Source organism: Mycobacterium gordonae, assembly GCF_002101675.1.
In the GTDB taxonomy this organism is placed as follows: Bacteria; Actinomycetota; Actinomycetes; order Mycobacteriales; family Mycobacteriaceae; genus Mycobacterium; species Mycobacterium gordonae.
In genome coordinates this window covers 1-21,845 of the sequence record NZ_LQOY01000102.1, presented here as the reverse complement: position 1 = coordinate 21,845, position 21,845 = coordinate 1, and the positions used below count along the sequence as shown (strand labels likewise).

Sequence of the window (21,845 nt, the reverse complement as noted above, 5' to 3'; positions counted from 1 at the left end):
CGGGTCGGGAGATTCACAGTCGGCCGCCTCAGCCGGCCGGGCAGGTCGCCGCGGCGCGGCGCAGCACGTCGCCGGAGGCCTGGTCCACCGGCAGCGAGTAGCCGCGCAGCACGGCGGTGAACTGCACCGCGTACTGGCAAGTGAAAGCGCTGTTTGGCGGCATCCACTGTGCCGGCGGCGAGTCGCCCTTGTCTTGGTTGGCCTGTCCCTGCACGGCCAGCAAGTTGGCGGGATCGTTGGCGAACCGCACCCGCTGCGCCGGCGGCCAGCCGTTGGCGCCCATGTCCCACGCGTAGGACAGCGGCACCAGATGGTCGATCTGCACCGACTCGCCCACCTTGGCGCCGCGCTGGAAGGTGATGACGGTGTTGGTGTAGGGATCGTGCAGGATGCCGGTGGCCACGGCATCTGGGCAGCGCTTGGTGTAGACGTGTGTGACCTCCACCAGATCACGGTTGAGGATGTCGTCGCGGGTGTCGCACCCGTTGTGGCCGCCGGGGGCGTCGTTGTCGTCGGTCCAGGCGTCGCCGAACGCCGAGCGCAGGTAGTCATAGCGGTGCAGGCGCTGCGGGACGACACCGATACCCTCGAGGACGTCCGTACCCGGCGCCACGGTGGGAACGTCTGCGCGAGCGGCGAATTCGTCGGCACGCCGGGCCGCGGACGTTCCCAGCGTCTGGTAGGCGACCAGCACGGCGAGCGCCGCGATGGCGGCCAGCCACCACAGCGTCCTGCGGGTCATGACTTGTCCAGGTATTCGATGCGGTCGGCGTTGGTGAAAGGCGCTGCCATCAAAGCCAGATCGGCATTGGCGGGATTCTGATCGTAGGCGGCCAGACAGTAGGCGCGGGCGGCCTCGATGACGTCCAGATGGTCGGCCAGCGACAGCAGCCGCAGGGTGATCGCCCGGCCGGACTGGTTGCGGCCCAGCACATCCCCTTCCTTGCGCTCCTTGAGGTCCAGGTCGGCGAGCGCGAACCCGTCCATGGTCGCGGCGACCGCCTTCAACCGCCTTCCGGCCTGTGACCCCTCCGAGCTCCAGGTCGCCAGCAGGCACAAACTCGGATGCTGCCCGCGGCCGATGCGGCCCCGCAACTGATGCAGCTGGCTGATCCCGAACCGGTCGGCATCCAGCACCAGCATCACGGTGGCATTGGGGACGTCGACGCCCACCTCGATAACGGTGGTGCACACCAGCACATCGATCTGGCCGGCCCGGAACGCGGCCATCGCGGCTTCCTTCTCGTCGGACGGCAACCGTCCGTGCATCAGGCCCAGCCGTAAGCCCGCCAGCTCATTGGCGTACAGCTGCGCGAACGTGCCCTCGGCCGTCGCCGACGGCCGCTCATCGGGTTTGGCGTCGGCCTCGGTTTCGTCGATCCGCGGCGTCACCACGTAGGCCTGGCGGCCGGCGGCGACTTCCTCCCTGATCCGCTGCCACGCCCGCTCGAGCCACGTCGGCTTGTCCTTGACGAAGATCACGCTGCTGGTGATCGGCTGGCGTCCCCGCGGCAGTTCCCGCAAGACCGACGTCTCCAAGTCGCCGTACACCGTCAGGGCGACAGTGCGCGGGATCGGCGTTGCGGTCATCACCAGCAGATGCGGGGTGATGCCGGGAGGAGCCTTGGCGCGCAACTGATCTCGCTGCTCGACGCCGAAGCGGTGTTGCTCGTCGACCACCACCAGACCCAGCTTGTGGAACTCGACCGACTCCTGCAGCAGCGCGTGGGTGCCGATGACGATGCCGGCCTGGCCGCTCGCGATCTCGGCACGGACCTTCTTCTTCTGCCCGGCCGTCATCGACCCGGTGAGCAGCGCCACTCGGGTCGCGTTGTCGTCCCCGCCCAGCTGACCACCCATCCCTAACGGGCCCAGCACGTTGGTGATCGACATAAGATGTTGCGCCGCAAGCACTTCCGTCGGCGCGAGCAACGCACACTGGTACCCCGCGTCGACCATCTGCATCATCGCCAGTACGGAAACGATGGTCTTGCCCGACCCGACCTCGCCCTGCAGCAGCCGGTTCATCGGGCGGGTCTGCGACAGGTCTTCGGACAACACCGCGAGCACCTCGCGCTGGCCGGCGGTCAGCTCGAAGGGCAGCCGCTGCATCAGCTCGGTCGACAGCCCGTCGGAGCGCGGCGGCGCCGCCGGTCCCGATTCGGACAGCTCGCCGTGGCGGCGGGCGACCAGCGCCCACTGCAGGCCGACCGCCTCGTCGAAGGTCAGCCGGCGGCGGGCCTGCTCACGCAGCCGTTCCTCGTCGGAGAGGTGGATGGCGCGCAGCGCCTCGTCTTCACCGATCAGGTCATGCCTGGCCCGTAGGTCCGCCGGCAGCGGCTCGTGCACCGGATCCAAGACGGCCAGGACCTGCCGTACACACCCATAAATGTCCCAGGTCTGCAATTTCGCACTGGCCGGGTAGATCGGGTAGAAGGGACGCTCGAACTCCTCCATCGCGACTTCGCCGCGGGACCTCTGGGAAGCTTCAGCGATGCTGCGCAGGGATTTGCTGCCGTGGCTTCTTCCATGTGGGGAATCCAGAATGTAGTAGTCCGGGTGAGTGAACTGCATGGCTCCTTTGAAGTAGCCGACTTCCCCGGAGAGCATCACCTTGGTGCCCTCCGTGAGGTCCTTCATGATGTATTCCGCGTTGAAGAACGTCGCCGTCACCTTGCCGCGACCGGATCCGACGGTGATCCGGAGGAACTTCCGCTGTTTCTGGTTCGGCGTACGCTTCTTCATCCAGCCGGGCTTCGCGGACGTGATCACGTCGACGATGGTGACGTGCTCGCCTTCCTCCGGGCGCTCGTCCTCGATGCCGCGTGTGCCGTTGCGTGCGACGTAGCTGCGCGGATAGTGCCGCAGCAGGTCGCCGACCGTCTTGATGCCGAACACCTCGTCGAGGGGGTCAGCGGACTTCGCGCCGATGACCATGTCGAGCCGGTCACCCAGCCCGACCACTACTCGACCCCGATCAACAGCACGTCGCCGCGATGCCCGGTGCGGTAGGTCAGCAGCTCACTGCCCGGGTGGCGATCGTGCATGTGCCGCTCCAGGACACTGCCCACCGCCTCGATATCGGTGTCGGCGAGTTCGGAGCCGGTCAATACCGTCACCAGATCGCCGCCGGAGGCCAGCAGCAGATCCAGCAAGCCGATGGCGGCCGCGGTGACGTCGTCGGCCACGATCAGCACCTCGTCACCGGCAATGCCCAGGCCGTCGCCCGGCTTGCAGGTGCCGGCCCAGGTCAAAGCGTTCTCGGTGGCGATGCGCACCGATCCGTGCCGGGCCGCACCGGCGGCGCGGGCCATCGAGTAGCCGTCGTCGACGGCCTGGCGCCCTGGATCGTGGACGGCCAGGGCCGCCAAGCCCTGCACCATCGATCCGGTCGGCACCGGGACCACGTCCACGCCCCAGCCGTTCGCGGCGGTGCAGCCTGCCACCAGCTCTTCGGCGGCCACGTAGCCGTTAGGCAGCACCATCACCTGGGCGGCGCCGGTGTCCACCACCGCGCGGACCAGCTGGTGGGCGGTGATGTCGGCACCCGGATCTGGCCGCAGCACGCAGGCGCCTTCGCCGGCGAACAGCTCGTCGGCGCCGTCCCCGTCGACGACGGCCAAGACCGCGCGCTCGCGGGTCCAGCTGCCCGCCGGCAGGCCGGTGGCGCCGGAACTGAGCGCCGAAACCACGATCCGGCTCAACTGTCCCGCGGCGACGCCGGCCTCGATGGCGGCGCCGGCGTCGTCGGTGTGCACATGTACCGAATAGCTCTCCGACGGAGCCGCCGCGATCGCCACCGAGTCACCGAGTTCGCCGAGCCGGTCACGCAGCGTGTCGGCGGCCGCCGAGTCACAGCCGGCCAGCAGGTACATCACCTCGAACTGCGGTGCCGGGCGTCGCGCGGGAGTGTCGGTGGTCCGCGACTGCGGCGAGGGCTCGTAGATGGAGCGCGCAGGCGCGCTGCCGGTGATGGTCGAACGCAGTGAGTCCAGCATGACCAGCAGGCCACGCCCCCCGGCGTCCACCACGCCCGCGTCGGCGAGCACGTCGAGTTGTTCGGTGGTCTTTTCCAGCGCCACCACCGCCGCGTCGCCGGCATCGATGACGGCCCGCGACAGCGTGTCGCCGGCGGCCGCGGACTGCTCGACGGCGATGGCGGCCGCGCGCAGCACCGAGACGATCGTGCCCGGCACCTCGTCGCCGCCCATCGATGCCACCACCAGCTCCAGGCCGCGCCACAGGGCCGCACCGAGCGTTGCCGCGTCGACGGCGGGCAGGTGGCCGCCGGAGTCATCGGCAGCGTCCGCGGTCACCTCGGCAATGCCGAGCAGGATCTGGGACAGGATCACCCCGGAGTTGCCGCGTGCTCCGGTCACCGCGCCCGCTGACAGGGCGGCCGCCACCCGGGCGACGTCCTCGTCGTCGGCGTGCGCGTCGACCTCAGCCAGCGCGGAACGCATGGTGAACAGCATGTTCGCGCCCGTGTCGGCGTCGGCGACCGGGAACACATTGAGCCGGTTGATCTCGTCGATGTGGGTGATCAGGTCGCTGACGGCGGTGTGTGCCCAGTCGCGCAGGGCGGGGCCGTCCAACGGACGTTCCGACATGACCAACCCGACCCCACCTCCTCTATCAGCGCTTGGTGCGCCCCCCGGTGCGCGCCAGCGTAATCGTGCAAGAGCCTAGTCAGCTCGGGCGACAGGTGTCTGAGGCGTTTTGGTGGTTGCCGACCGGAGTCGGTATCCTGGGACTCCCCTGGGCTATCCTGGGCTATTCCGGCTCAGTTTCGGCCGACCCTTTGACGAGGTCGCCGGCCCCCAGCAACAGACTTGAGGAGTTTGAACCATGGCCGCTGTGTGCGATATCTGCGGGAAAGGCCCCGGCTTCGGTAAGTCGGTGTCGCACTCCCACCGCCGCACCAGCCGCCGGTGGAACCCCAACGTTCAGACCGTGCACGCCGTGACCCGTCCCGGCGGCAACAAGCAGCGTCTCAACGTGTGCACCTCGTGCATCAAGGCGGGCAAGGTCACCCGCGGCTGACTCAGGCGCGGTTCTCCCGGGTTTCCCAGTCGCCCACTCGCCCAGGCTGAAAATCTGCAGCAAAAGTGCGAGTACTGGCCTGCAATTCTTCAGGCTCGGCGACACAGCGGGTCAGCTTGCCGACCGGCCTCGGCCTCCAAGTAACGTCACCAGCACGTCTGGCGGAAACAACGGAGTACAGCCGAGGTGGTTCCACGTGAGTGACAGCGCTATAGCGATCACCAACCTGATCTACACCTACGCGCAACTCCTCGACAGCGGCGACCTGGACGGGGTCGCCGGGCTCTTCGAGCATGGCCGTATCTGCGGCGTGGAGGACGGCCCCCCGGAAACGGTGTTCGCCGGAGCCGCCCGGGTGCGCCAGATGTACGAGATGGCCACCCGCATCTACGAGGACGGCACCCCCAAGACCAAGCACAACACCACCAATGTGCAGCTACACATCGATGATGCGGCGGGCACGGCGCACAGCACGTCTTATTACTGCGTCACGCAGGCCACCCCCGAGTTGCCGCTGCAGGTGATCGTGACAGGCCACTACAAAGACACCTTCCACCGGCGCGACGGCGTGTGGTGGTTCGACAGCCGCACGATGTTCGTCGACCAGATCGGCGACGTCAGCCAGCACCTGAAGTTCTAGTGGCGACGCCGTTCGACGCCGCGGCGGTGCTGGCCGAGGCGCAACGCAAGGAGTCGCTAACCGACTGGGGCCCGGGCCATTTCGAACGTCCACTCAGGGTATTGCTGGCCGACTACGCGCGTGCCGACCTCAACGACATCGGCACCCACATCCTGCGGTCGGGAATCGTGCACAGCCTCCGGATGCGGCTGCGGACCCAGGAGTGGATCCGGCGCCACCCGGACATCCTCGACGAGCAGGTCGCGGCGCCGATCGTCGTCGTCGGAATGATGCGCAGCGGAACCACGTTGATGCAGCGGCTGCTGGCGGCGGACCCGCGCTTCCTGTGCGCCTACGGCTGGGAGGTGGTCGAGGTCGCGCCCAAACTCGGCCAGACGTTCACCGGCACCGACCCCCGAATCGCGATCAGCGAAGCGCGCGAAGCGAAGTCGCGCGAACTGGCACCAGATCTGTTCACCATCCATCCCATGTACGCGCGGGAAGCCGAGGAAGAGATCGTCTTTCTGGCCGACGCGTTCTTGTCGCACGTCCCCGAGTCCGGCGCCCACCTGCCGCACTACCGGTCCTGGCTCGACGAGCAGGACTTCACACCGGCCTACGACTACCTCTACCGCATGCTGCGGTTTCTGCAGTGGCAGAAGCGGCAGCGAGGTGTGCGGGGGCAGCGCTGGGTGCTGAAGTCGCCGGCGCACCTGGGGTATCTGGATCTGCTGCGGGCCAGGTTCCCTGGCGTGCACGTCGTCCACATGCACCGCGATCCGCGCACCACGATCGCATCGGGCGCCAGCTTGAACGCGACCTTGCACGCTATGCACGCCGATAACGTCGACGTGAACCGGGTGGGCGCCGAGTGGCTGCAACGCATGGGATGGACCAACGACCGGACGATGGCGGTCCGTGACAGCTGGGACGCCGGGCGGGTCACCGACATTCACTTCGAGGAGGCGGTGGCCGATCCGATCGGGCAGGTGGCCCGCGTGTATGACGCCGTCGGTGTGCCGTTGACCGACCAGGCGCGCGACGCCATGCGGCACTGGCTTCAGGTACGCCCCCGCGAAGGCGCGCGTCCTCCTTACCGGCTGGCCGATTACGGCCTGCGTCCCGAGCAGGTCGATGAGCGATTCGCGTTGTACAACAAACGTTTCCGAGACAGGAGCAGCGTATGACCGACCACCCGGTCGCCACGGCATCCCAGCATGAACAGGAACTGGCCGCCGTGGAGTTGATCGAGCACCCCACCGTCAAGGCAGCCTACCGCGACGTCGCGCAGACCTGGCTCGGCCGCGCGAAGGCGTCGGAGGCAATGCGTGAGCGGTTCGACGACGCCTTCGCCGAAGTGATGTTCTCGGCCGCGGTGTGGTCGTCCAATCAGGACAAGCTGCGACCCAAAGTCAGTTGCATCACCCGGTTGGCGCACCCGGTGGACGGCCGGCGCATTCCCGGATCCCGTTGGGGGATCGACAATCCCGACAGTGTGTACCGGGTGATACCGATCTCGGGCGACGAACGCTATGAGATCCGCGGCCGGGTGGGTGAGCACCGGATGACCGAGAACTACTTCACCCTCTGGGACGCGCACATGGGCACCGTCGACGTGCTCAACGGCCGCACCATGACGGTCGATTCCGACGGCAGCTTCACTATCACCGTCGATGCCGACCCGGCCAATGGCCGGCCGAATCACGTGCGCAGCACCCCGCAGGCGCATGAGTTCTACATCCGCGATGTGCTGCTCGACTGGGGACGCGACGATCCCAATCACTTTGAGATACAACGGCTAGGCGGCCCGCCTGCAACCCCGGCGCGCGCCCTGGACGAACAAGCCGAGGCGACCGCGTCGATGATGGCGTACTTCGCCAACTTCACCGGCAAGCTCAGCCACGGCGTCTACAAGATGCCGGCCAACCAGTTCGACCTGGCCTGGTCGGCGGACACCGACGGTGCGATGCGCAACCAGTTCTACGTCATGGGCCGCTTCGACCTGGCCCCGGACGAGGCGTTCGTCGTCGACCTCAACGACGGTGGCGCGGAGTACTTCACGGTGCCGCTGAGCAACATCTGGGGCACCACGCTGGACATCGTCGACCGCACCGGCAGCTTGAACAAGGCGCAGTCGGTGGCCAACGAGGACGGCACGTACACCTACGTGATCTCGCCGGTTGACCCCGGGACGGCCAACTGGATCGACACCGACGGGCTGCGCGAAGCCATTCTGACGTTGCGGATGGCGGAGTTCGGCGAGACGGGCCCCCGAGCGGGACTCGGTGCGCACGGGCGGGTGGTGAAGCTGGACCGGCTCGATGCCGAGGTGCCGGACCTGCCGCGGGTGAGCCGCGAGCAGCGCGCGGCCGAACTGGCCGACCGCCGAGCGAGCTACCTACGGCGCCTGCCGGAAGGGACGGCCTGAGATGGCGCGGTGGTTGGTGACGGGTTGCTCCACCGGTTTCGGCCGCGAGATCGCCCGTGCCGCTTTGGAACGCGGCCACAGCGTGGCGGTGACGGCGCGACGGGCCGAGGCGGTGCAGGACTTCGCCGACGAATTCGGCTCTCGCGCGTTGGCGGTGGCACTCGACGTCACCGACGCCGGCCAGATCGCCGCCGCGGTCGCCGCAGCCGAGCAGGCCTTCGGTGGGGTCGACGTGTTGGTCAACAACGCCGGACACGGTTATCTGTCGGCGGTGGAGGAGGGCGAGGACGCCGAAGTCCGAAAATTGTTCGACGTCAACTACTTCGGCGCGGTCGACATGATCAAGGCGGTGCTGCCGGCCATGCGGGCGCGGGGGTCGGGCCACATCGTCAATATCTCGTCGATGACCGGTCTGGTCGCCAACCCGCCGAATGCCTATTACTCATCCACCAAGTTCGCGCTGGAAGCAGTGACCGAAGCCCTCGCCACCGAAGTCCGTCCGCTCGGGATCAAGGTGACCGCCATCGAACCCGGTGCGTTCCGCACCGATTGGGCGAGCCGGTCGATGAAGGAAACCGGCAGTCCCATCGCCGATTACGCCGACGTCGCCGCACGCAAGGACCTCATCAAGCAGTTCGCCGACCACCTGCCGGGCGACCCCCGCAAGGTCGCCGAGGCGGTGCTCATGGTGACCGAACTCGACGATCCCCCATTGCGGTTGCTGCTGGGCCGTGACGTGCTCAAAGCGATGCGGGACAAGATCGCCGCGCTGTCGGCGTCGATCGAGGAGTGGAAGGCCGTGACGAAAGACGTGAATTTCCCGGGGGGCTAGGTCATTCGTCGAGGAACACCACGTGCTTGTCCAGGCTGTCGCGGCCGATGCGCAGCGAGTTGGCCGCGAAGTCCGGGTCCGGATAGCCCACCGCCAGCCCACACAGGATTCGCATCTCCACGGCGATGCCCAGTTGCTCGCGGACGATCTCGGGATAGCCGGCGATCGAAACCTGAACACAGGTGCCCAGGCCGCGAGCGGTCAAGGCCAGCAACAGGTTCTGCAGAAACATCCCGACACCCATGCTGTCGACGACATCGAGATCCTGGTGCATGAACACCACTCCGCCCATCGGGGCGCGGAAGAATTCCCAGTTACGCAGCACCGCTTCCTGACGTCCGAGCGTGTCGTCTCGGGCAATCCCCATCGAGCCGTAGACCTGCGCACCCAGGTCCCGTCGCAGGTGAGCGAAGGCGGGCGGCAGTTGCGGGACCTTCGGTGGTTCGGAACGGGCCTTGGCCAGCAATGCCGCCACCAACCTGTCCCTGGCTGCCCCGCTGGTGAAAACGACCTGCCACGGCTGCACATTCGAGTTGGACGGGGCACGCACCGCCAGCTCCAGCGATTCCTCGACCAGCCGCCGCGGCACCGGCTGGGGCAGGAACATGCGGCTGGAACGGCGTTGGCGGATCGTCTCCTCGAGGTCGTACACGCCCTCATCCTGACAGGGTGGTCAGTCGCGGACGACGAGGACGGTCTTTCCGGCCCGCCGCCCCGGGCGGCTCCCACTTTCGAACGCTTCCCGGCCGCGGGCGAGCGGGAAGGTATCGGCAATCTCGATGTGCAAACTGCCGCTGTCCACCAGGGTCGCCAGTTCGGTGAGTTGGTCCCGGTTGGCGGTGACGATGAAGAAGGTTGCCGTAACACCGAATTCGGTGTCTATGCCCGCTGGTGGCGGCGCGCTGAGCGTCACCAACCGGCCACCGCGGCGCAGCACGCCGAAGGACCGGTCCAGGGTCTGGCCCCCGACGGTGTCGATCACGACGTCATATTTCGTGCCTGGGCCGTCGAATTCGGCCCTGCGCGTGTTGATCACGTGCCGGGCGCCGAAGCCGCGGACCAGTTCGGCGGTGTCGCTGCGGACCGTGGCGGTGACCTCGGCACCCAGCTGCGCCGCCAGTTGGACCGTCAATGCACCCACTCCCCCGGCACCGCCGTGCACCAGCACCGCCTCACCGGGCCGCACACCGGCATGGTCAACCAGTGCCTGCAACGCGGTCAGCCCGGCCAGCGGAAGCGCCGCCGCAACCGCATGGGAGACGGTCGACGGTTTGGCCGCCAGGTCAGTCGCCGGCATCGCGACGAATTCGGCTGCGGCGCCGTCGCGGTCGAAAGCGACCAGTCCGTACACGTCGTCGCCAGGCTGGACGTCGGTGACACCTGGTCCCGTCTCGGCGATCACACCGGAGACCTCGTGCGACACGATGGTCGGCGTCCGGTCGACGCCATCCCGCGTCCAGGTTTCTTCCCAGGTCAATTCGTCGAACGTGATGGCCGCGGCGTGCACGGCCACCAGCACTTCGCCAGCCGCCGGAACCGGGACCGGCGCCGACTCGACGGCCAACACTTCGGGGCCGCCGCGACGGTGTGCTCGCAAAGCCGTCATCTCGGCCATGGCAATCACCCCCGGACACAAGCGCAAGGCAAGGCGGCCCCTCCTCGCCCGAGCTAATACCGCGCGTGGACCGTCCCCGGGCAGTGCCGTCGCCAATGAATCGGATCTGAGGGGAGGCCGACAATTCGTGACGATTTGAACTCTACGCCCTTGTTAATGTCTTGATCTGGGCATCGGGTCGCAGATCAGGATCCGCAGAAGTGAAGTTCACCCGGCACTCCACCCAGATGTCGGCCTCCACATAGGCGCGCGCCCACTGCTGGAAAATATTGAGGTCTCCCCCATCGAGCCGCTCCGCCACCATGGAGGCATTCGTCTCAGGGGCCGCGGCAGGCTGGGTCCGCCAGAACGGATACGGCAAACCGTCACGACCCTGTACCTCGCAAATTCCCAATAGGTCGATCAGTGAGATGCCGCCGACCTGCTCCAGTCGTGCGGTCGTCGTCACGGCAACCGCCAATCGATCGGGTCGGCCCCCATGCCGGTGAGCAGTTCATTGGCGCGACTGAACGGGCGCGACCCGAAAAACCCGCGTGAGGCTGACAGCGGCGAGGGGTGCGGCGATTCGATGGCGACACAATCGCCTTCGGCCAGCATCGGTTTGAGGGTTGACGCGTCGCGCCCCCACAGGATCGCCACCAGCGGCTTGTCCCGACCCACCAGGGCGCGAATCGCGCACTCCGTCACCGCTTCCCAGCCCTTGCCCCGATGCGATGCCGGGGTGCTGGGGCGCACGGTGAGCACCCGGTTCAGCAGCATCACACCGCGCTGCGCCCACGGTGTCAGGTCGCCGTTGGACGGCTGCGGGAAACCGAGGTCGGCGGTGTACTCGTCGAAGATGTTGGACAGGCTGCGCGGCAGTGGGCGCACGTCCGGCGCCACCGAGAAGCTCAGGCCCACGGCGTGGCCGGGCGTCGGATAGGGATCCTGCCCCACAATGAGCACCCGCACGTCGTCAAATGGAAAGCTGAACGCCCGCAACACGTTCGGACCGGCGGGCAGATATCGTCGGCCGGCGGCAATCTCGGCGCGCAGGAACTGTCCCATCTGGCTCACCTGATCGGCGACCGGCGCCAGCGCCGTCGCCCAACCCGGGTCGACCAGTTCACTCAACGGGCGCGCGGTCACGACAGCCCTTTCACCAGCAGCACCACGGTGTCGGCGCCGGCCCGGCGGTCCTTCGAGATCTCTTGATACTCAGGCGATTGCGCCCAACTGCGGAACGCTTCCTCGTCGGGAAACGACATCAGCACCACCTTGTCGCGGTCCCAATCCCCCTCCACCAGCACGGGCGACTCGTCAGCGGCGAGCAGAGTTCCGGAGTAGCGCCGAAAGACGTCCAGGAAGCCCGTCTGGTATCTGTCGTAGGCCGCTCGATCGGTGAATTTGAGCTGGGCGATCGCATAGACGGTCACGCGGACAGCCTAACGTTGCTCGAACGACTGCCACCCCGCGTATCCCTCCCACACTTTGCCGTCGACCAACACCCGGGCCGGCCCTTCGAGCACCTGCCCGATCACCCGCCACCCGGCCGGCACGTCATCGCCGAAACACGCCACCAGGGCGTGATCTTCGCCGCCGCCGAGCACCCACGCCCACGGGTCGGCTCCGACGGCGTCGGCCGCCTGCGACACCGCGTCGCGGTCGACACCCAGCGCCTCGGTGGACAGATCGATACCCACCACGGAAGCCTCGGCGATGTGCCGCAGGTCGGCCACCAGTCCGTCGGATACATCGATCATCCCCAGAGCCCCGGCGGCCGCGGCGATCGCACCTTCGCCATACGGGGGTAACGGCACCAGATGCCGGTGGCGAAGGCCTTGGAAATCTTCAATTCCCTTGCACCACAGTTCATATCCGGCAGCGGAACGGCCCAGATCACCGGCGACGGCAACCACCGAGCCGGGCCGCGCACCGGACCGCAACACCGGCGCCCTACCCTCCAGATCTCCCAGCACCGTTACCGATATCACCCACTGCGGACAGCTGACCAGGTCTCCGCCCGCGATGCCGGCGCCCACCCGATCCGCCTCGTCCCACATACCGTCGACCAGCGCACTGGCCTGCTCCCGAGGAGTGTCGCCGGGTGCGCCGAAACCCACCACGAACGCGGTCGGCCGGGCGCCCATCGCTTCGATATCGGCCGCATTCTGGGCGATCGCCTTGCGTCCCACGTCGTAAGGGGTCGACCAGTCGAGCCGAAAGTGCCGGTCCTGCACCAACATGTCGACCGACACCACGGTGCGTTCGTCGCTGCCCGAAACCACCGCCGCGTCGTCTCCTGGACCGAGGGTGACGGCCGCGGGCTGGCGGCGATCCCGCACCAGCCCCTCGATCACCGCGAACTCACCGACCTGCTGCAGTGTCGGGGACTCCGTCGAATCCTCGTCCCGCACGTCACCTCATCTCTGCGCACCCCGGCCGTGTGACGCCCCCGGACGGCCGTCCGACCTGCGGTAAGTTGGGTTCCTGCCCATCCGGGCAGACCCGGGCCAGTGTAGTCATGACGACGCGGCGGATCGCAGAGGAGACAGCCAGGATGACAGGCGGGGCCGACTCCGGCGGCCCGCCACGCGCCGCCATGATCGCGGCGCTGGCGCTGGCGGTCTTGACGATCGTGGCAATCCTGGCGTTGGCGGCCATCCGACACACCTCGGGCCAACCGGTGACACTTCCTGCGGCGCCGGCGCCGCAGGCCGGCAGTCCCGCCTGTCAGGCCCTGATGGCCGCACTGCCCAAACGACTCGGCGATTTTCAGCGCGCGGAACTGGCGCATCCGGCACCCGAGTCCGCCAGCGCTTGGCGGTCCGGCACCGCTACCGAGCCGGTGGTCATGCGCTGTGGCCTGGAACGTCCCGCGGAGTTCGTGGTGGGCTCGCCCATCCAGGTCGTCGACAAGGTGCAGTGGTTCGAGGTGGCTGAGCAAGGCTCCTTGGAGGAGGGCAAATCCACCTGGTACACCGTCGACCGTCCGGTCTATGTGGCCATCACGCTGCCCGCGAATTCGGGACCTGTTCCCATCCAGGATCTTTCGGGCGTCATTGACCGCACGATTGCGGCGGTGCCGATCGACCCGGCACCGACTCGCTAGCGCAGACCGACCCCGCGGGCCAGCGCCGTTTCCACCATGGTGGCCAGCAGCGTCGGGTAGTCCACCCCGCTGGCCGCCCACATCCGCGGATACATCGAGATGGTGGTGAATCCCGGCATGGTGTTGATCTCGTTGATCACCGGGCCGGCGTCGGTGAGGAAGAAGTCGACCCGGGCCAGACCTTGGCAGCCGATCGCCTGGAACGCGCGAATCGCCAACTGCCGCAACGCTTGTGCGACCTCGTCGTCGACCTTGGCCGGCACGTCCAGTTCGGCGGCGTCGTCCAGGTATTTGGTCTCGAAGTCGTAGAAGCCGTCTTCGCGTCCGCGCACCCCGGCCACCCGGATCTCCCCCAGCGTGCTGGCCTCGATTGTGCCGTCTGGCATTTCGAGGACACCGCATTCCAGCTCGCGGCCGTTGATCGCCGCCTCGACGATCACTTTCGGGTCATGGCGGCGGGCCGCGGCGATCGCGGCGGGCAGATCATCCCAGCTCGCCACCCGGCTGACGCCGATCGACGAGCCGCCCCGCGCCGGCTTCACGAACACCGGCAGGCCCAGTCGCTCGCGTTCCTCGGGGTGCAGCGTCGATTGTGACGGCCGCAAGACCGTGTATGCGCCGACCGGGAGTCCCTCGGCGACGAGCAGCTTCTTGGTGAACTCCTTGTCCATGCCGGCGGCACTGGCCAGCACGCCGGCACCCACGTACGGGACACCGGCGAGTTCGAGCAGGCCCTGGATCGTGCCGTCCTCGCCGTAGGGTCCGTGCAGCACCGGGAACACCACGTCGACGGTCCCGAAAACCTCGGACCGGGGAGCGGCCGGCAACGCCAGCTCGGTGCCCGAATCGGCGCTCACCCCTGGCAGCTGCCGGTTATTGATGGCCAGCGCGGCCGGGTCGCCATCTGTGAGGACCCAGCCGCCCTGCGGCGTGATCCCGATCGCAACGACGTCGAACCGCTGCGGATCCAGGTTGCGCAGGATGCTGCCCGCGGACACGCACGAGATGGCGTGCTCGTTGCTGCGTCCGCCGAAGACGACGGCGACGCGGACGCGGTTGCTGGCAGTCACAACCTGGAGAGGCTACCGGGTCGGTGGCGCAGGGGCGGGTTTGGCGAGGTCAGGCCACGGCATCACTAGGCGTCGGGGCCGGGCTGACCGTCGGCGCCGTCGTTGGCGGGTGAATCGCCGGTGCCCCCTGGACCGCCGGTGCCGCCGGGGCCGCCGACGGCGGCCAGGCCAGGGCTTCCGTCAGGACCCGAATAACCGGCATTGCCGGTACCGCCGACGCCCGGGGTGCCGGCCACCGCACCGGCACCGCCGTTGCCTCCGTCGCCGGCCTTCTCGGACGCGGAGTCGCCACCGGCACCGCCGTTACCGCCGGTCCCACCCTTGCCCGCGTTGCCTCCGTTACCGCCGGCCGCGCTGGCTGGCAGTGAACCACCGAGACCGCCGGCCCCGCCGGACCCGCCCTTGCCCGCGTCTCCGCCGCCGCCGCCGGCACCGCCGGTGCCGGCGCCCAGGGCCTCGCCGCCCCCACCGCCGACACCGCCGTTGCCACCGATCCCGCCGGCGCCACCGGCTCCGCCCGGCCTGATGATGCCGCCTTGGAAGTCACTGGCGCCGTTGCCGCCGCCCCCGCCATCACCGCCATTGCCGCCGCCGCCACCAAGCCCACCGGCACCCCCGTCGCCGGATACCGACCCACCGGCGCCGCCGGTGCCGCCGGCGCCGCCATTCCCGCCGTTGGCCCCGCCGTAGCCGGCATAGCCGTATGCGTCGGGGCCATGTGTGCCGGTAGCACCGGCCGAACCGAATCCACCGGCCCCGCCGTTTCCGCCGTTTCCGTATGATCCGCCGTCACCGCCGGCTCCGCCACCACCGCCATCGGCTCCGCCGGTGCCGCCGGCCCCGCCTGCACCGCCGTCACCGCCGTCACCGGATGGGCCGGCCGATGCCGCACCGTTGCCGCCGCCGCCGCCGGCACCGCCGTCACCCCCGATGCCGGCCTTTCCTGGGGCACCCGTATTCCCGCCATCCCTGCCGCTACCGCCGTGACCGTTCGTGCCGCCCACGCCGCCGCCGCCACCGTTCCCGCCGTCACCGGCAGCCCCGACGGCGGAGTCCCCGCCGCGACCGCCGCCGCCGCCGCTGCCGGCGTTGCCGGCGTTGCCACCGATGCCGCCGTCACCGCCGAGGGAGACGGTGCCCGCGCTGAAGTTCTGGCCGCCGCTACCGCCGTTACCACCGGCGCCGCCATTCGATGCCGAGCCGCCGGCCCCGCCGGCGCCGCCTTGGGTGATGCCAAAGCCACCAGCTCCGCCCGAGCCGCCGCCACCGCCGACGCCGCCGTTGCCGGCATTGCCGCCGAAACCGGCAACCGATTCTGTCGCGTAGTTGTTGCCGCCGTTGCCGCCACCGCCGCCGGCACCGCCCGCCGAACCCGAGCCGCCGGTACCGCCCGCACCGCCAATAACGCCGCTGCCGCCGGCTCCGCCGGAGCCCCCGGCGCCGCCGCCGCCGCCGTTGGCGCCGCCGCCACCTTTACTCCCGATTACGGATTGGCCACCGGCACCGCCTAAGCCTCCGGCACCGCCGACGCCGCCACCGGCACCGGCACCGCCGTTCCCGCCGGTCCCTGAGGCCGAGTTGCCGCCGGCACCGCCGGCACCGCCGACGCTGCCGGTTCCGCCGTGACCGCCGTTACCGCCGTCCCCGGCAGAGCCTCCGGAGCCCCCGTCGTAGTACCCGCCACGTCCGCCATTACCGCCACTGCCACCATTGCCGCCGGCACCACCGGCACCGCCTGCGCCCCCGGAGCCATTTGCGGCGCTGCCGCCGGCGCCACCGACGCCGCTGGTGCCGCCGTTACCGGCGGCCCCGCCCATCCCTCCGCCGACGGCCGGGGGCCCATACCCGTCGCCGGCGTCGCCGCCGACGCCGCCGTTGCCACCGGAACCCGCGGCACCGGCCGCTCCGCCGGCACCACCATTGCCTGATCCGTCGGCCGCGCCACCCGCGCCGCCGGAACCGCCGGCACCGCCGTTGGCGCCATTTCCGGCGGGTCCGCCGTGGCCGTTGTCCACGGTGAGGAACCCTGTGCCGTTGCCGCCGACACCGCCGTTACCGCCGTTGCCACCCTGCCCGGCGATGCCGCCGACCCCGCCGGCGCCGCCGTTTCCGGTCCCGTGCCCTGCACCGCCCGCGCCGCCGGTCCCGCCGTTACCGCCCACTGCGCCGCTGGCGCCGGGACCGCCGTCGGTGCCAGAGCTGAGGAAGCCGGCCGGTTCGCCGGGGCCGCCGGCCCCGCCGTCGCCGCCATTGCCGCCGGCACCGCCCTTGCCGCCGTCGCCGCCGCTTCCGGAGACCAAACCGCCCTCTCCGCCCGCACCGCCGTTGCCGCCATGGCCGCCGGCCGTGCCGCCCTGGCCGGGATTGCTGTACGGGGCTCCCGCCGCGCCGTTCGCACCGGCGATGCCGGCTCCGCCGTCACCGCCCTTGCCGCCGTCGCCGTACAACCCTGCCCTGCCGCCGGCACCACCGTCACCGCCGCTAGCACCCGCGACGCCAAAGCCGTTGCCGCCCTGACCGCCGTTGCCGCCGTTACCCGACTGCGGGCCACCGATGCCGCCCGCGCCACCGGTGCCGCCGGTGCCGCCGCCGCCACCGGAGCCGCCATCGCCGCCGTTGCCGGAGATCGACCCGGCATTGCCCCCGGCGCCACCGTCGGCACCGGCAGAGCCGTTGGTGCCGTACCCACCGTCGCCGCCTTTGCCGCCGCTGCCGACGGACCCGCCGTCACCGCCTGCGCCGCCCTTGCCGCCGCCGGTGCTGCCATAGCCGCCGTCACCGCCCGCGCCGCCGTTGCCGGACGGGCCTGCCGCTGGGTTCCCGTCGCCACCATCGCCACCGGCGCCACCGCCACCGCCCGAGGCGCCCTCACCATTCGCCCCCGCGACTCCACCGCCGGCGCCCCCGGCGCCGCCGGACGCGCTCAACCCGGCTACGCCGCCACTACTGCCCCTACCCCCGTCACCGGCCAGACCCGTCGCGGAGTCACCGCCGCGGCCGCCGGCGCCGCCGGCACCGGCATCGCCCGCCGCACCGCCGGCCCCGCCGTTACCACCAGTGATCGTGCCGCCTTCGCTGGCGCCGTTTCCACCAGCACCGGCGTTGCCTCCCGAGCCGCCGAAGCCGCCATCGCCGCCGAGGCCACCCGTTCCCGACCCGTGGGCCGCACCACCGGCGCCACCCAAGCCGCCGCCCCCGCCTTTACCGGCGTCGCCGCCGGTACCGCCGGCACCACCGTAGGCTCCGACTGCGCCTCCCCCGGCCGCGCCACCGCCACCGCCGGATGCGCCGTCGCCACCCAAGCCTCCGGCACCGCCCTTGCCACCGGCGCCGCCGTTGCCCGAGCCCAGGGCTTGCCCGCCGGTCCCGCCTTCGCCGCCCGCTCCACCGTCACCACCGCCGCCACCGGCCCCGCCCGGGCCACCGGAGCTGAAGAAGTCTCCGTCCGCGCCGGTGCCGCCCCCGCCGCCATCGCCGCCCGCGCCACCGGCCCCGCCGGTGCCGCCGGCGCCGCCGTTACCTGAGATCGAGCCGCCGTTGCCGCCGGCTCCGCCCTTACCGCCATCCGCGCCGCCAGTGCCGGCGCCGCCGGCACCGCCCGTCCCGCCGCCCTGCCCGAAGCTGCCGTCAAGGCCTTTGCCGCCGTCGCCGCCCTTGCCGCCGTTGCCGACGGACCCGCCGTTTCCGCCGGCGCCGCCCGCGCCACCCTGCCCTTGCGGACCAGCGGCATATCCGCCCTGGCCGCCGTCACCGCCATTGCCGCCGCTGGTGACCGCGGCGCCAGCAACGCCGTTGGCGCCCTTGCCGCCGCCGGAACCGCCAGTGCCCGCGTCCCCGCCGGCGCCGCCGGCGCCCACGTTGCCGGGGTTGCCGCCGTCGCCACCGCGACCGCCGTCCGGAGTGCCGAAGCCGCCGACCTGTCCGTTTCCGCCGTCACCGGGCTTGCCGGCGGCACCGCCGGTGCCGCCGGTGCCACCGGTGCCGTTGACGCCCGCGGAGCCCGCCCCGCCTGCGGCGACGCCGCCGGCGTCTCCGCCGGCCCCGCCCGCCCCGCCGGTTCCTCCGTTACCGCCGTTACCGCCGGCTTGGCCGGCTTGGCCGAGCATGGTTCCCGAAGCGCCGTTGACCCCATCCCCGCCGGCACCACCGGTTCCGCCGTGGCCGCCGAGCCCGCCGGTGCCGCCATCACCCCGGATCGAGCCACCCAGGCCACCCTTGCCGCCGGCACCGCCGGCGCCGCCGGTCTCACCGATGGTCCCGGGGTCGCCTAGGTTGACCCCATCGGCGCCGCGGACACCGTTCGCGCCCGTGCCACCCGTGCCGCCCTGTCCGCCGTTGCCCAGGTTGCCGCCGTCTCCACCGGCGCCGCCGGTTCCGCCGGCTCCGGGCGGTTGGCCGGTGGGCGCCGCGCTGGCGTTGCCTCCGCCACCGCCGGCACCGCCATGACCGGACGTCCCGTCGGGAAGCTGGCCAGCGAGGCCCTTGGCGCCGGTGGCGCCGCCGCCGCTGTCGCCGCCCTCGCCGCCAAGACCGACTGCACCGGCATCTCCGCCGTGCCCGCCGGCACCGCCGTTACCTGCCTTGGCCGCCTCGCCGCCAGCCCCGCCGACGCCGCCGTCGCCGCCGGCCCCGGCGGTCCCGCCGTTGCCGCCGTCACCGCCGATCCCGTGCGTGCCGTCGCTGAATCCGGTGCCGTGGTGAATGCCACCGACCCCGCCGGCGCCACCTGTGCCACCGGTGCCGCCCGCACCGCCGGTACCACCGGCACCACCGGCCCCGCCGTCACCAGCGGTCGAGGGACCGGCCTGGCTGTGAACCGGGAAGTCGGTGGAGTAGCCGATCCCGCCCGCCCCGCCGGCCCCACCGGTCTGGCCCGCAGCCCCGGCGCCACCGGTACCACCCTTGCCGCCCGCCCCACCGGCGCCGCCGTCGCCGCGGACCGAACCGCCTTCGCCGCCCGCACCACCGGCTCCCCCGGCGCCGCCGGTCTGACCGGCGACGCCGTCACCGCCGCGGCCGCCGGCACCACCGTTGACTCCGGTGGCCTGACCCAGCACCAGCGAACCACCAGCACCGCCGTTACCGCCTGTGCCGCCGGGTGCGCCCAGACCTCCGTCGCCGCCGTCGCCGGCGGCCGCCCCGACGCCGGCGCCGACGGTGCTCACGTATGCGCCGCCGTTGCCGCCGTTACCGCCGGACTGGCCGGCCACGGTGCCGTTCGCGCCGTTCGTGCCTGGGGTCGCCGTGTTGAACGACCCCGGATAGCCGGTGCCGTTGTCGCCGTTGGCCGCTGGGGCAACGGGGGTCGGGTTGACTCCCGCGGCGCCGGCCGCCCCGTCACCACCGGCGCCACCCGCGCCACCGTTGCCGAAGTTTCCGCCCTTACCGCCGGCGCCGCCGGCCCCACCGTCGGCACCCGGGGTCGTGGCGTTCGCGCCCGCGCCACCGGCACCGCCGTTGCCCATGACGCCGGTCGGGGTCGTGCCGTCCACGCCGTTGGTACCCGTGCTGAAGCCGGTGCCCCCGACCCCGGCCTTGCCGCCCAGCCCGGTGTCGCCACCGGCACCGCCAGCGCCTCCGGCGAGATGCGTGGCGTCGCCCGCCGCACCGGCCCCGCCGTCGCCCGGGGCCGCGCCGTTGCCGCCGCTACCGGCGTTGCCCCCGGCACCCGCGGTGCCTGCGATGCTTCCAGTTGCCGCGCTGCCGCCGGCCCCGCCGTTGCCGCCGTCGCCGCCGGCGCCGCCGTCACCGCCCGAGCCCCCGGCCTGCCCCTCAGCACCGGCCACAGTCGCCGCAGCGCCGTTGACCCCGGCACCCCCGTCACCGCCACGGGCGCCGTGCCCACCGGCCCCGCCGGCCCCGCCATCACCGCGCAGCGAGCCGCCCGCACCGCCGGCGCCACCGGCGCCACCGGACCCGCCGTCCACGCCGTCCACGCCGGATTCACCGTCCACGCCACCTGCCGCGCCGTTGTCCCCGGCCACTCCGTTACCGCCACCACCGCCGGCACCGCCGTTGCCGAAGTTGCCGCCGGCGCCACCAGCGCCCCCCGCACCGCCGTCGGCGCCCGACGCGGTGGGATTGAAGCCGGCCCCACCGGACCCGCCGTTGCCCAGGATCCCGGTGGGCGTGGAGCCGGCGGTGCCGTCGGTGCCGGTGCTGAAACCAGTGCCGCCGACGCCGGCCTTGCCGCCAAACCCGGTGTCGCCGCCGGCTCCGCCGGCACCACCGTCGACGTGGGTGGCATCACCCGCGGCACCGGCTCCGCCATTGCCCGGCGTCGCGCCGTTGCCGCCGCTGCCGGCGTTGCCACCGGCACCCGCCTTGCCGGCAGCGCCGTGCGCGGCGAGCCCACCGGCTCCGCCGTCGCCACCATCGCCGCCGGCGCCGCCGCTACCACCCGAACCGCCGGCCTGCCCGTCGGCGCCGGCCGCCGTGGCACTCGCACCGTTGACCCCGGCGCCGCCGTCACCGCCGTGCGCACCGTGTCCGCCGGCTCCGCCGGCCCCGCCGTTGCCGGAGACCGAGCCACCGGCACCCCCGGCGCCGCCGTGACCGCCGGCCCCGCCCGCGTCGCCGTCGCCGCCGGAGTCGCCGGCCTTCGCGCCCGCCGTACCGCTGTTCCCGGCCATCCCGTTACCGCCGGCCCCACCGGCACCACCATTGCCGTGGCTGCCACCGGCACCGCCGGCGCCGCCAGCCCCACCATCCGCGCCCGCCGCGGTCGCGGTGAAGCCCGCACCGCCCATACCGCCGTTGCCACCGGCGATCAGAACTCCCGCGGCACCGTCAGCGCCGGCGAACGCTCCCGGACCGCCGGCCGCGCCGCCGGTTCCGCCGGCACCGACGCCGCCGGTGTCACCACCCATTCCGCCCGTACCGCCCGCGGTGACGGCGTTGCCCGCCCCGCCGGACCCGCCATCTCCGGCGACGCCGGAGTTGCCGCCAGCACCGCCTACGCCGCCGGAGCCATACCCGCCCGCCTGCCCGAAGAAGCTGCGGCTCGCCCCGCCCACGCCACCGGCGCCGCCGGTACCGCCCGACCCGCCGGTGCCGCTGTTGCCGCCATCGCCGCCGGTAGCGCCCGGGGCGGTTGCCGCCCAGCCGGCACCGCCGGCACCGCCCGCGCCCCCGGCGCCGCCCGAAC

17 protein-coding genes are annotated in these 21,845 nt (G+C 71.4%); 6 read left to right on the top strand and 11 right to left on the bottom strand.

The genetic code is table 11. From position 1 onward, the window contains the following. Positions 1-28: 28 nt before the first annotated feature. From AWC08_RS17045 to AWC08_RS17035, 3 genes are read right to left on the bottom strand one after another with little or no spacing between them, the layout of a single operon-like run. Positions 29-742, bottom strand: coding sequence for an HNH endonuclease family protein (locus tag AWC08_RS17045; RefSeq protein WP_069434691.1), 714 nt, complete (start codon positions 740-742; stop codon positions 29-31). Next, positions 739-2,964 carry an ATP-dependent DNA helicase RecG gene (recG, locus tag AWC08_RS17040; RefSeq protein WP_065134760.1) on the bottom strand — a complete coding sequence of 742 codons (2,226 nt, stop codon included), beginning with the start codon at positions 2,962-2,964 and terminating at the stop codon, positions 739-741. The genes AWC08_RS17045 and recG overlap by 4 nt, the downstream gene beginning before the upstream one ends. Further along, positions 2,964-4,610: a DAK2 domain-containing protein gene (locus AWC08_RS17035; protein ID WP_069434692.1), complete on the bottom strand. Its 1,647-nt coding sequence runs from the start codon at positions 4,608-4,610 to the stop codon at positions 2,964-2,966. The genes recG and AWC08_RS17035 overlap by 1 nt, the downstream gene beginning before the upstream one ends. 238 nt (positions 4,611-4,848) lie before the next feature. Here AWC08_RS17035 and rpmB point away from each other — a divergent pair, with 238 nt between their 5' ends. The 5 genes from rpmB to AWC08_RS17010 all read left to right on the top strand — a co-directional run bounded on the left by rpmB (position 4,849) and on the right by AWC08_RS17010 (position 8,922). Continuing rightward, complete coding sequence (gene rpmB / locus AWC08_RS17030) at positions 4,849-5,043, top strand: 50S ribosomal protein L28 (protein ID WP_036354526.1); 195 nt, start codon at positions 4,849-4,851, stop codon at positions 5,041-5,043. A 196-nt stretch (positions 5,044-5,239) separates the two neighbouring features. After that, the gene (locus AWC08_RS17025) at positions 5,240-5,683 is read left to right on the top strand and encodes a nuclear transport factor 2 family protein (RefSeq protein ID WP_069434693.1); all 444 of its coding nucleotides are present in this window, start codon (positions 5,240-5,242) and stop codon (positions 5,681-5,683) included. After that, complete coding sequence (locus AWC08_RS17020; RefSeq protein WP_069434694.1) at positions 5,683-6,849, top strand: sulfotransferase family protein; 1,167 nt, start codon at positions 5,683-5,685, stop codon at positions 6,847-6,849. Before AWC08_RS17025 ends, AWC08_RS17020 begins: the two co-directional genes overlap by 1 nt. Further along, the gene (locus AWC08_RS17015; protein ID WP_065134764.1) at positions 6,846-8,090 is read left to right on the top strand and encodes a DUF1214 domain-containing protein; all 1,245 of its coding nucleotides are present in this window, start codon (positions 6,846-6,848) and stop codon (positions 8,088-8,090) included. The genes AWC08_RS17020 and AWC08_RS17015 overlap by 4 nt, the downstream gene beginning before the upstream one ends. Position 8,091: 1 nt before the next feature. Continuing rightward, positions 8,092-8,922 carry an oxidoreductase gene (locus tag AWC08_RS17010; RefSeq protein WP_065134765.1) on the top strand — a complete coding sequence of 277 codons (831 nt, stop codon included), beginning with the start codon at positions 8,092-8,094 and terminating at the stop codon, positions 8,920-8,922. Position 8,923: 1 nt separating this feature from the next. Here AWC08_RS17010 and AWC08_RS17005 read toward each other — a convergent pair whose 3' ends face one another. The 6 genes from AWC08_RS17005 to AWC08_RS16980 all read right to left on the bottom strand — a co-directional run bounded on the left by AWC08_RS17005 (position 8,924) and on the right by AWC08_RS16980 (position 12,933). Continuing rightward, entirely contained in the window at positions 8,924-9,574 is a 651-nt protein-coding gene (locus tag AWC08_RS17005) for a nitroreductase (RefSeq protein ID WP_082986434.1), read from the bottom strand. A 21-nt stretch (positions 9,575-9,595) separates the two neighbouring features. Next, on the bottom strand, positions 9,596-10,528 hold the full coding sequence (locus AWC08_RS17000) for an NADP-dependent oxidoreductase (protein WP_065134775.1): 933 nt from the start codon (positions 10,526-10,528) through the stop codon (positions 9,596-9,598). A gap of 151 nt (positions 10,529-10,679) precedes the next feature. Next, complete coding sequence (locus AWC08_RS16995; RefSeq protein ID WP_065134766.1) at positions 10,680-10,985, bottom strand: hypothetical protein; 306 nt, start codon at positions 10,983-10,985, stop codon at positions 10,680-10,682. Further along, positions 10,982-11,665: a uracil-DNA glycosylase gene (locus tag AWC08_RS16990; protein ID WP_065134767.1), complete on the bottom strand. Its 684-nt coding sequence runs from the start codon at positions 11,663-11,665 to the stop codon at positions 10,982-10,984. The genes AWC08_RS16995 and AWC08_RS16990 overlap by 4 nt, the downstream gene beginning before the upstream one ends. Continuing rightward, positions 11,662-11,952, bottom strand: coding sequence for a DUF1330 domain-containing protein (locus tag AWC08_RS16985; protein WP_069434695.1), 291 nt, complete (start codon positions 11,950-11,952; stop codon positions 11,662-11,664). The genes AWC08_RS16990 and AWC08_RS16985 overlap by 4 nt, the downstream gene beginning before the upstream one ends. 9 nt (positions 11,953-11,961) lie before the next feature. Then, positions 11,962-12,933 (bottom strand): thiamine-phosphate kinase, encoded by a 972-nt coding sequence (locus AWC08_RS16980; RefSeq protein WP_085088006.1) that lies wholly within the window; start codon positions 12,931-12,933, stop codon positions 11,962-11,964. Positions 12,934-13,076: 143 nt separating this feature from the next. Here AWC08_RS16980 and AWC08_RS16975 point away from each other — a divergent pair, with 143 nt between their 5' ends. Further along, positions 13,077-13,628, top strand: coding sequence for a DUF3515 domain-containing protein (locus tag AWC08_RS16975; protein WP_065134770.1), 552 nt, complete (start codon positions 13,077-13,079; stop codon positions 13,626-13,628). Here AWC08_RS16975 and AWC08_RS16970 read toward each other — a convergent pair. Next, entirely contained in the window at positions 13,625-14,698 is a 1,074-nt protein-coding gene (locus AWC08_RS16970) for a D-alanine--D-alanine ligase family protein (protein WP_069435612.1), read from the bottom strand. The two genes, AWC08_RS16975 and AWC08_RS16970, sit on opposite strands and share 4 nt — an antisense overlap. Before the next feature lie 65 nt (positions 14,699-14,763). Further along, the coding region (locus tag AWC08_RS36565) for a PE family protein (RefSeq protein WP_159460002.1) at positions 14,764-21,845 on the bottom strand (7,082 nt) is incomplete at its 5' end.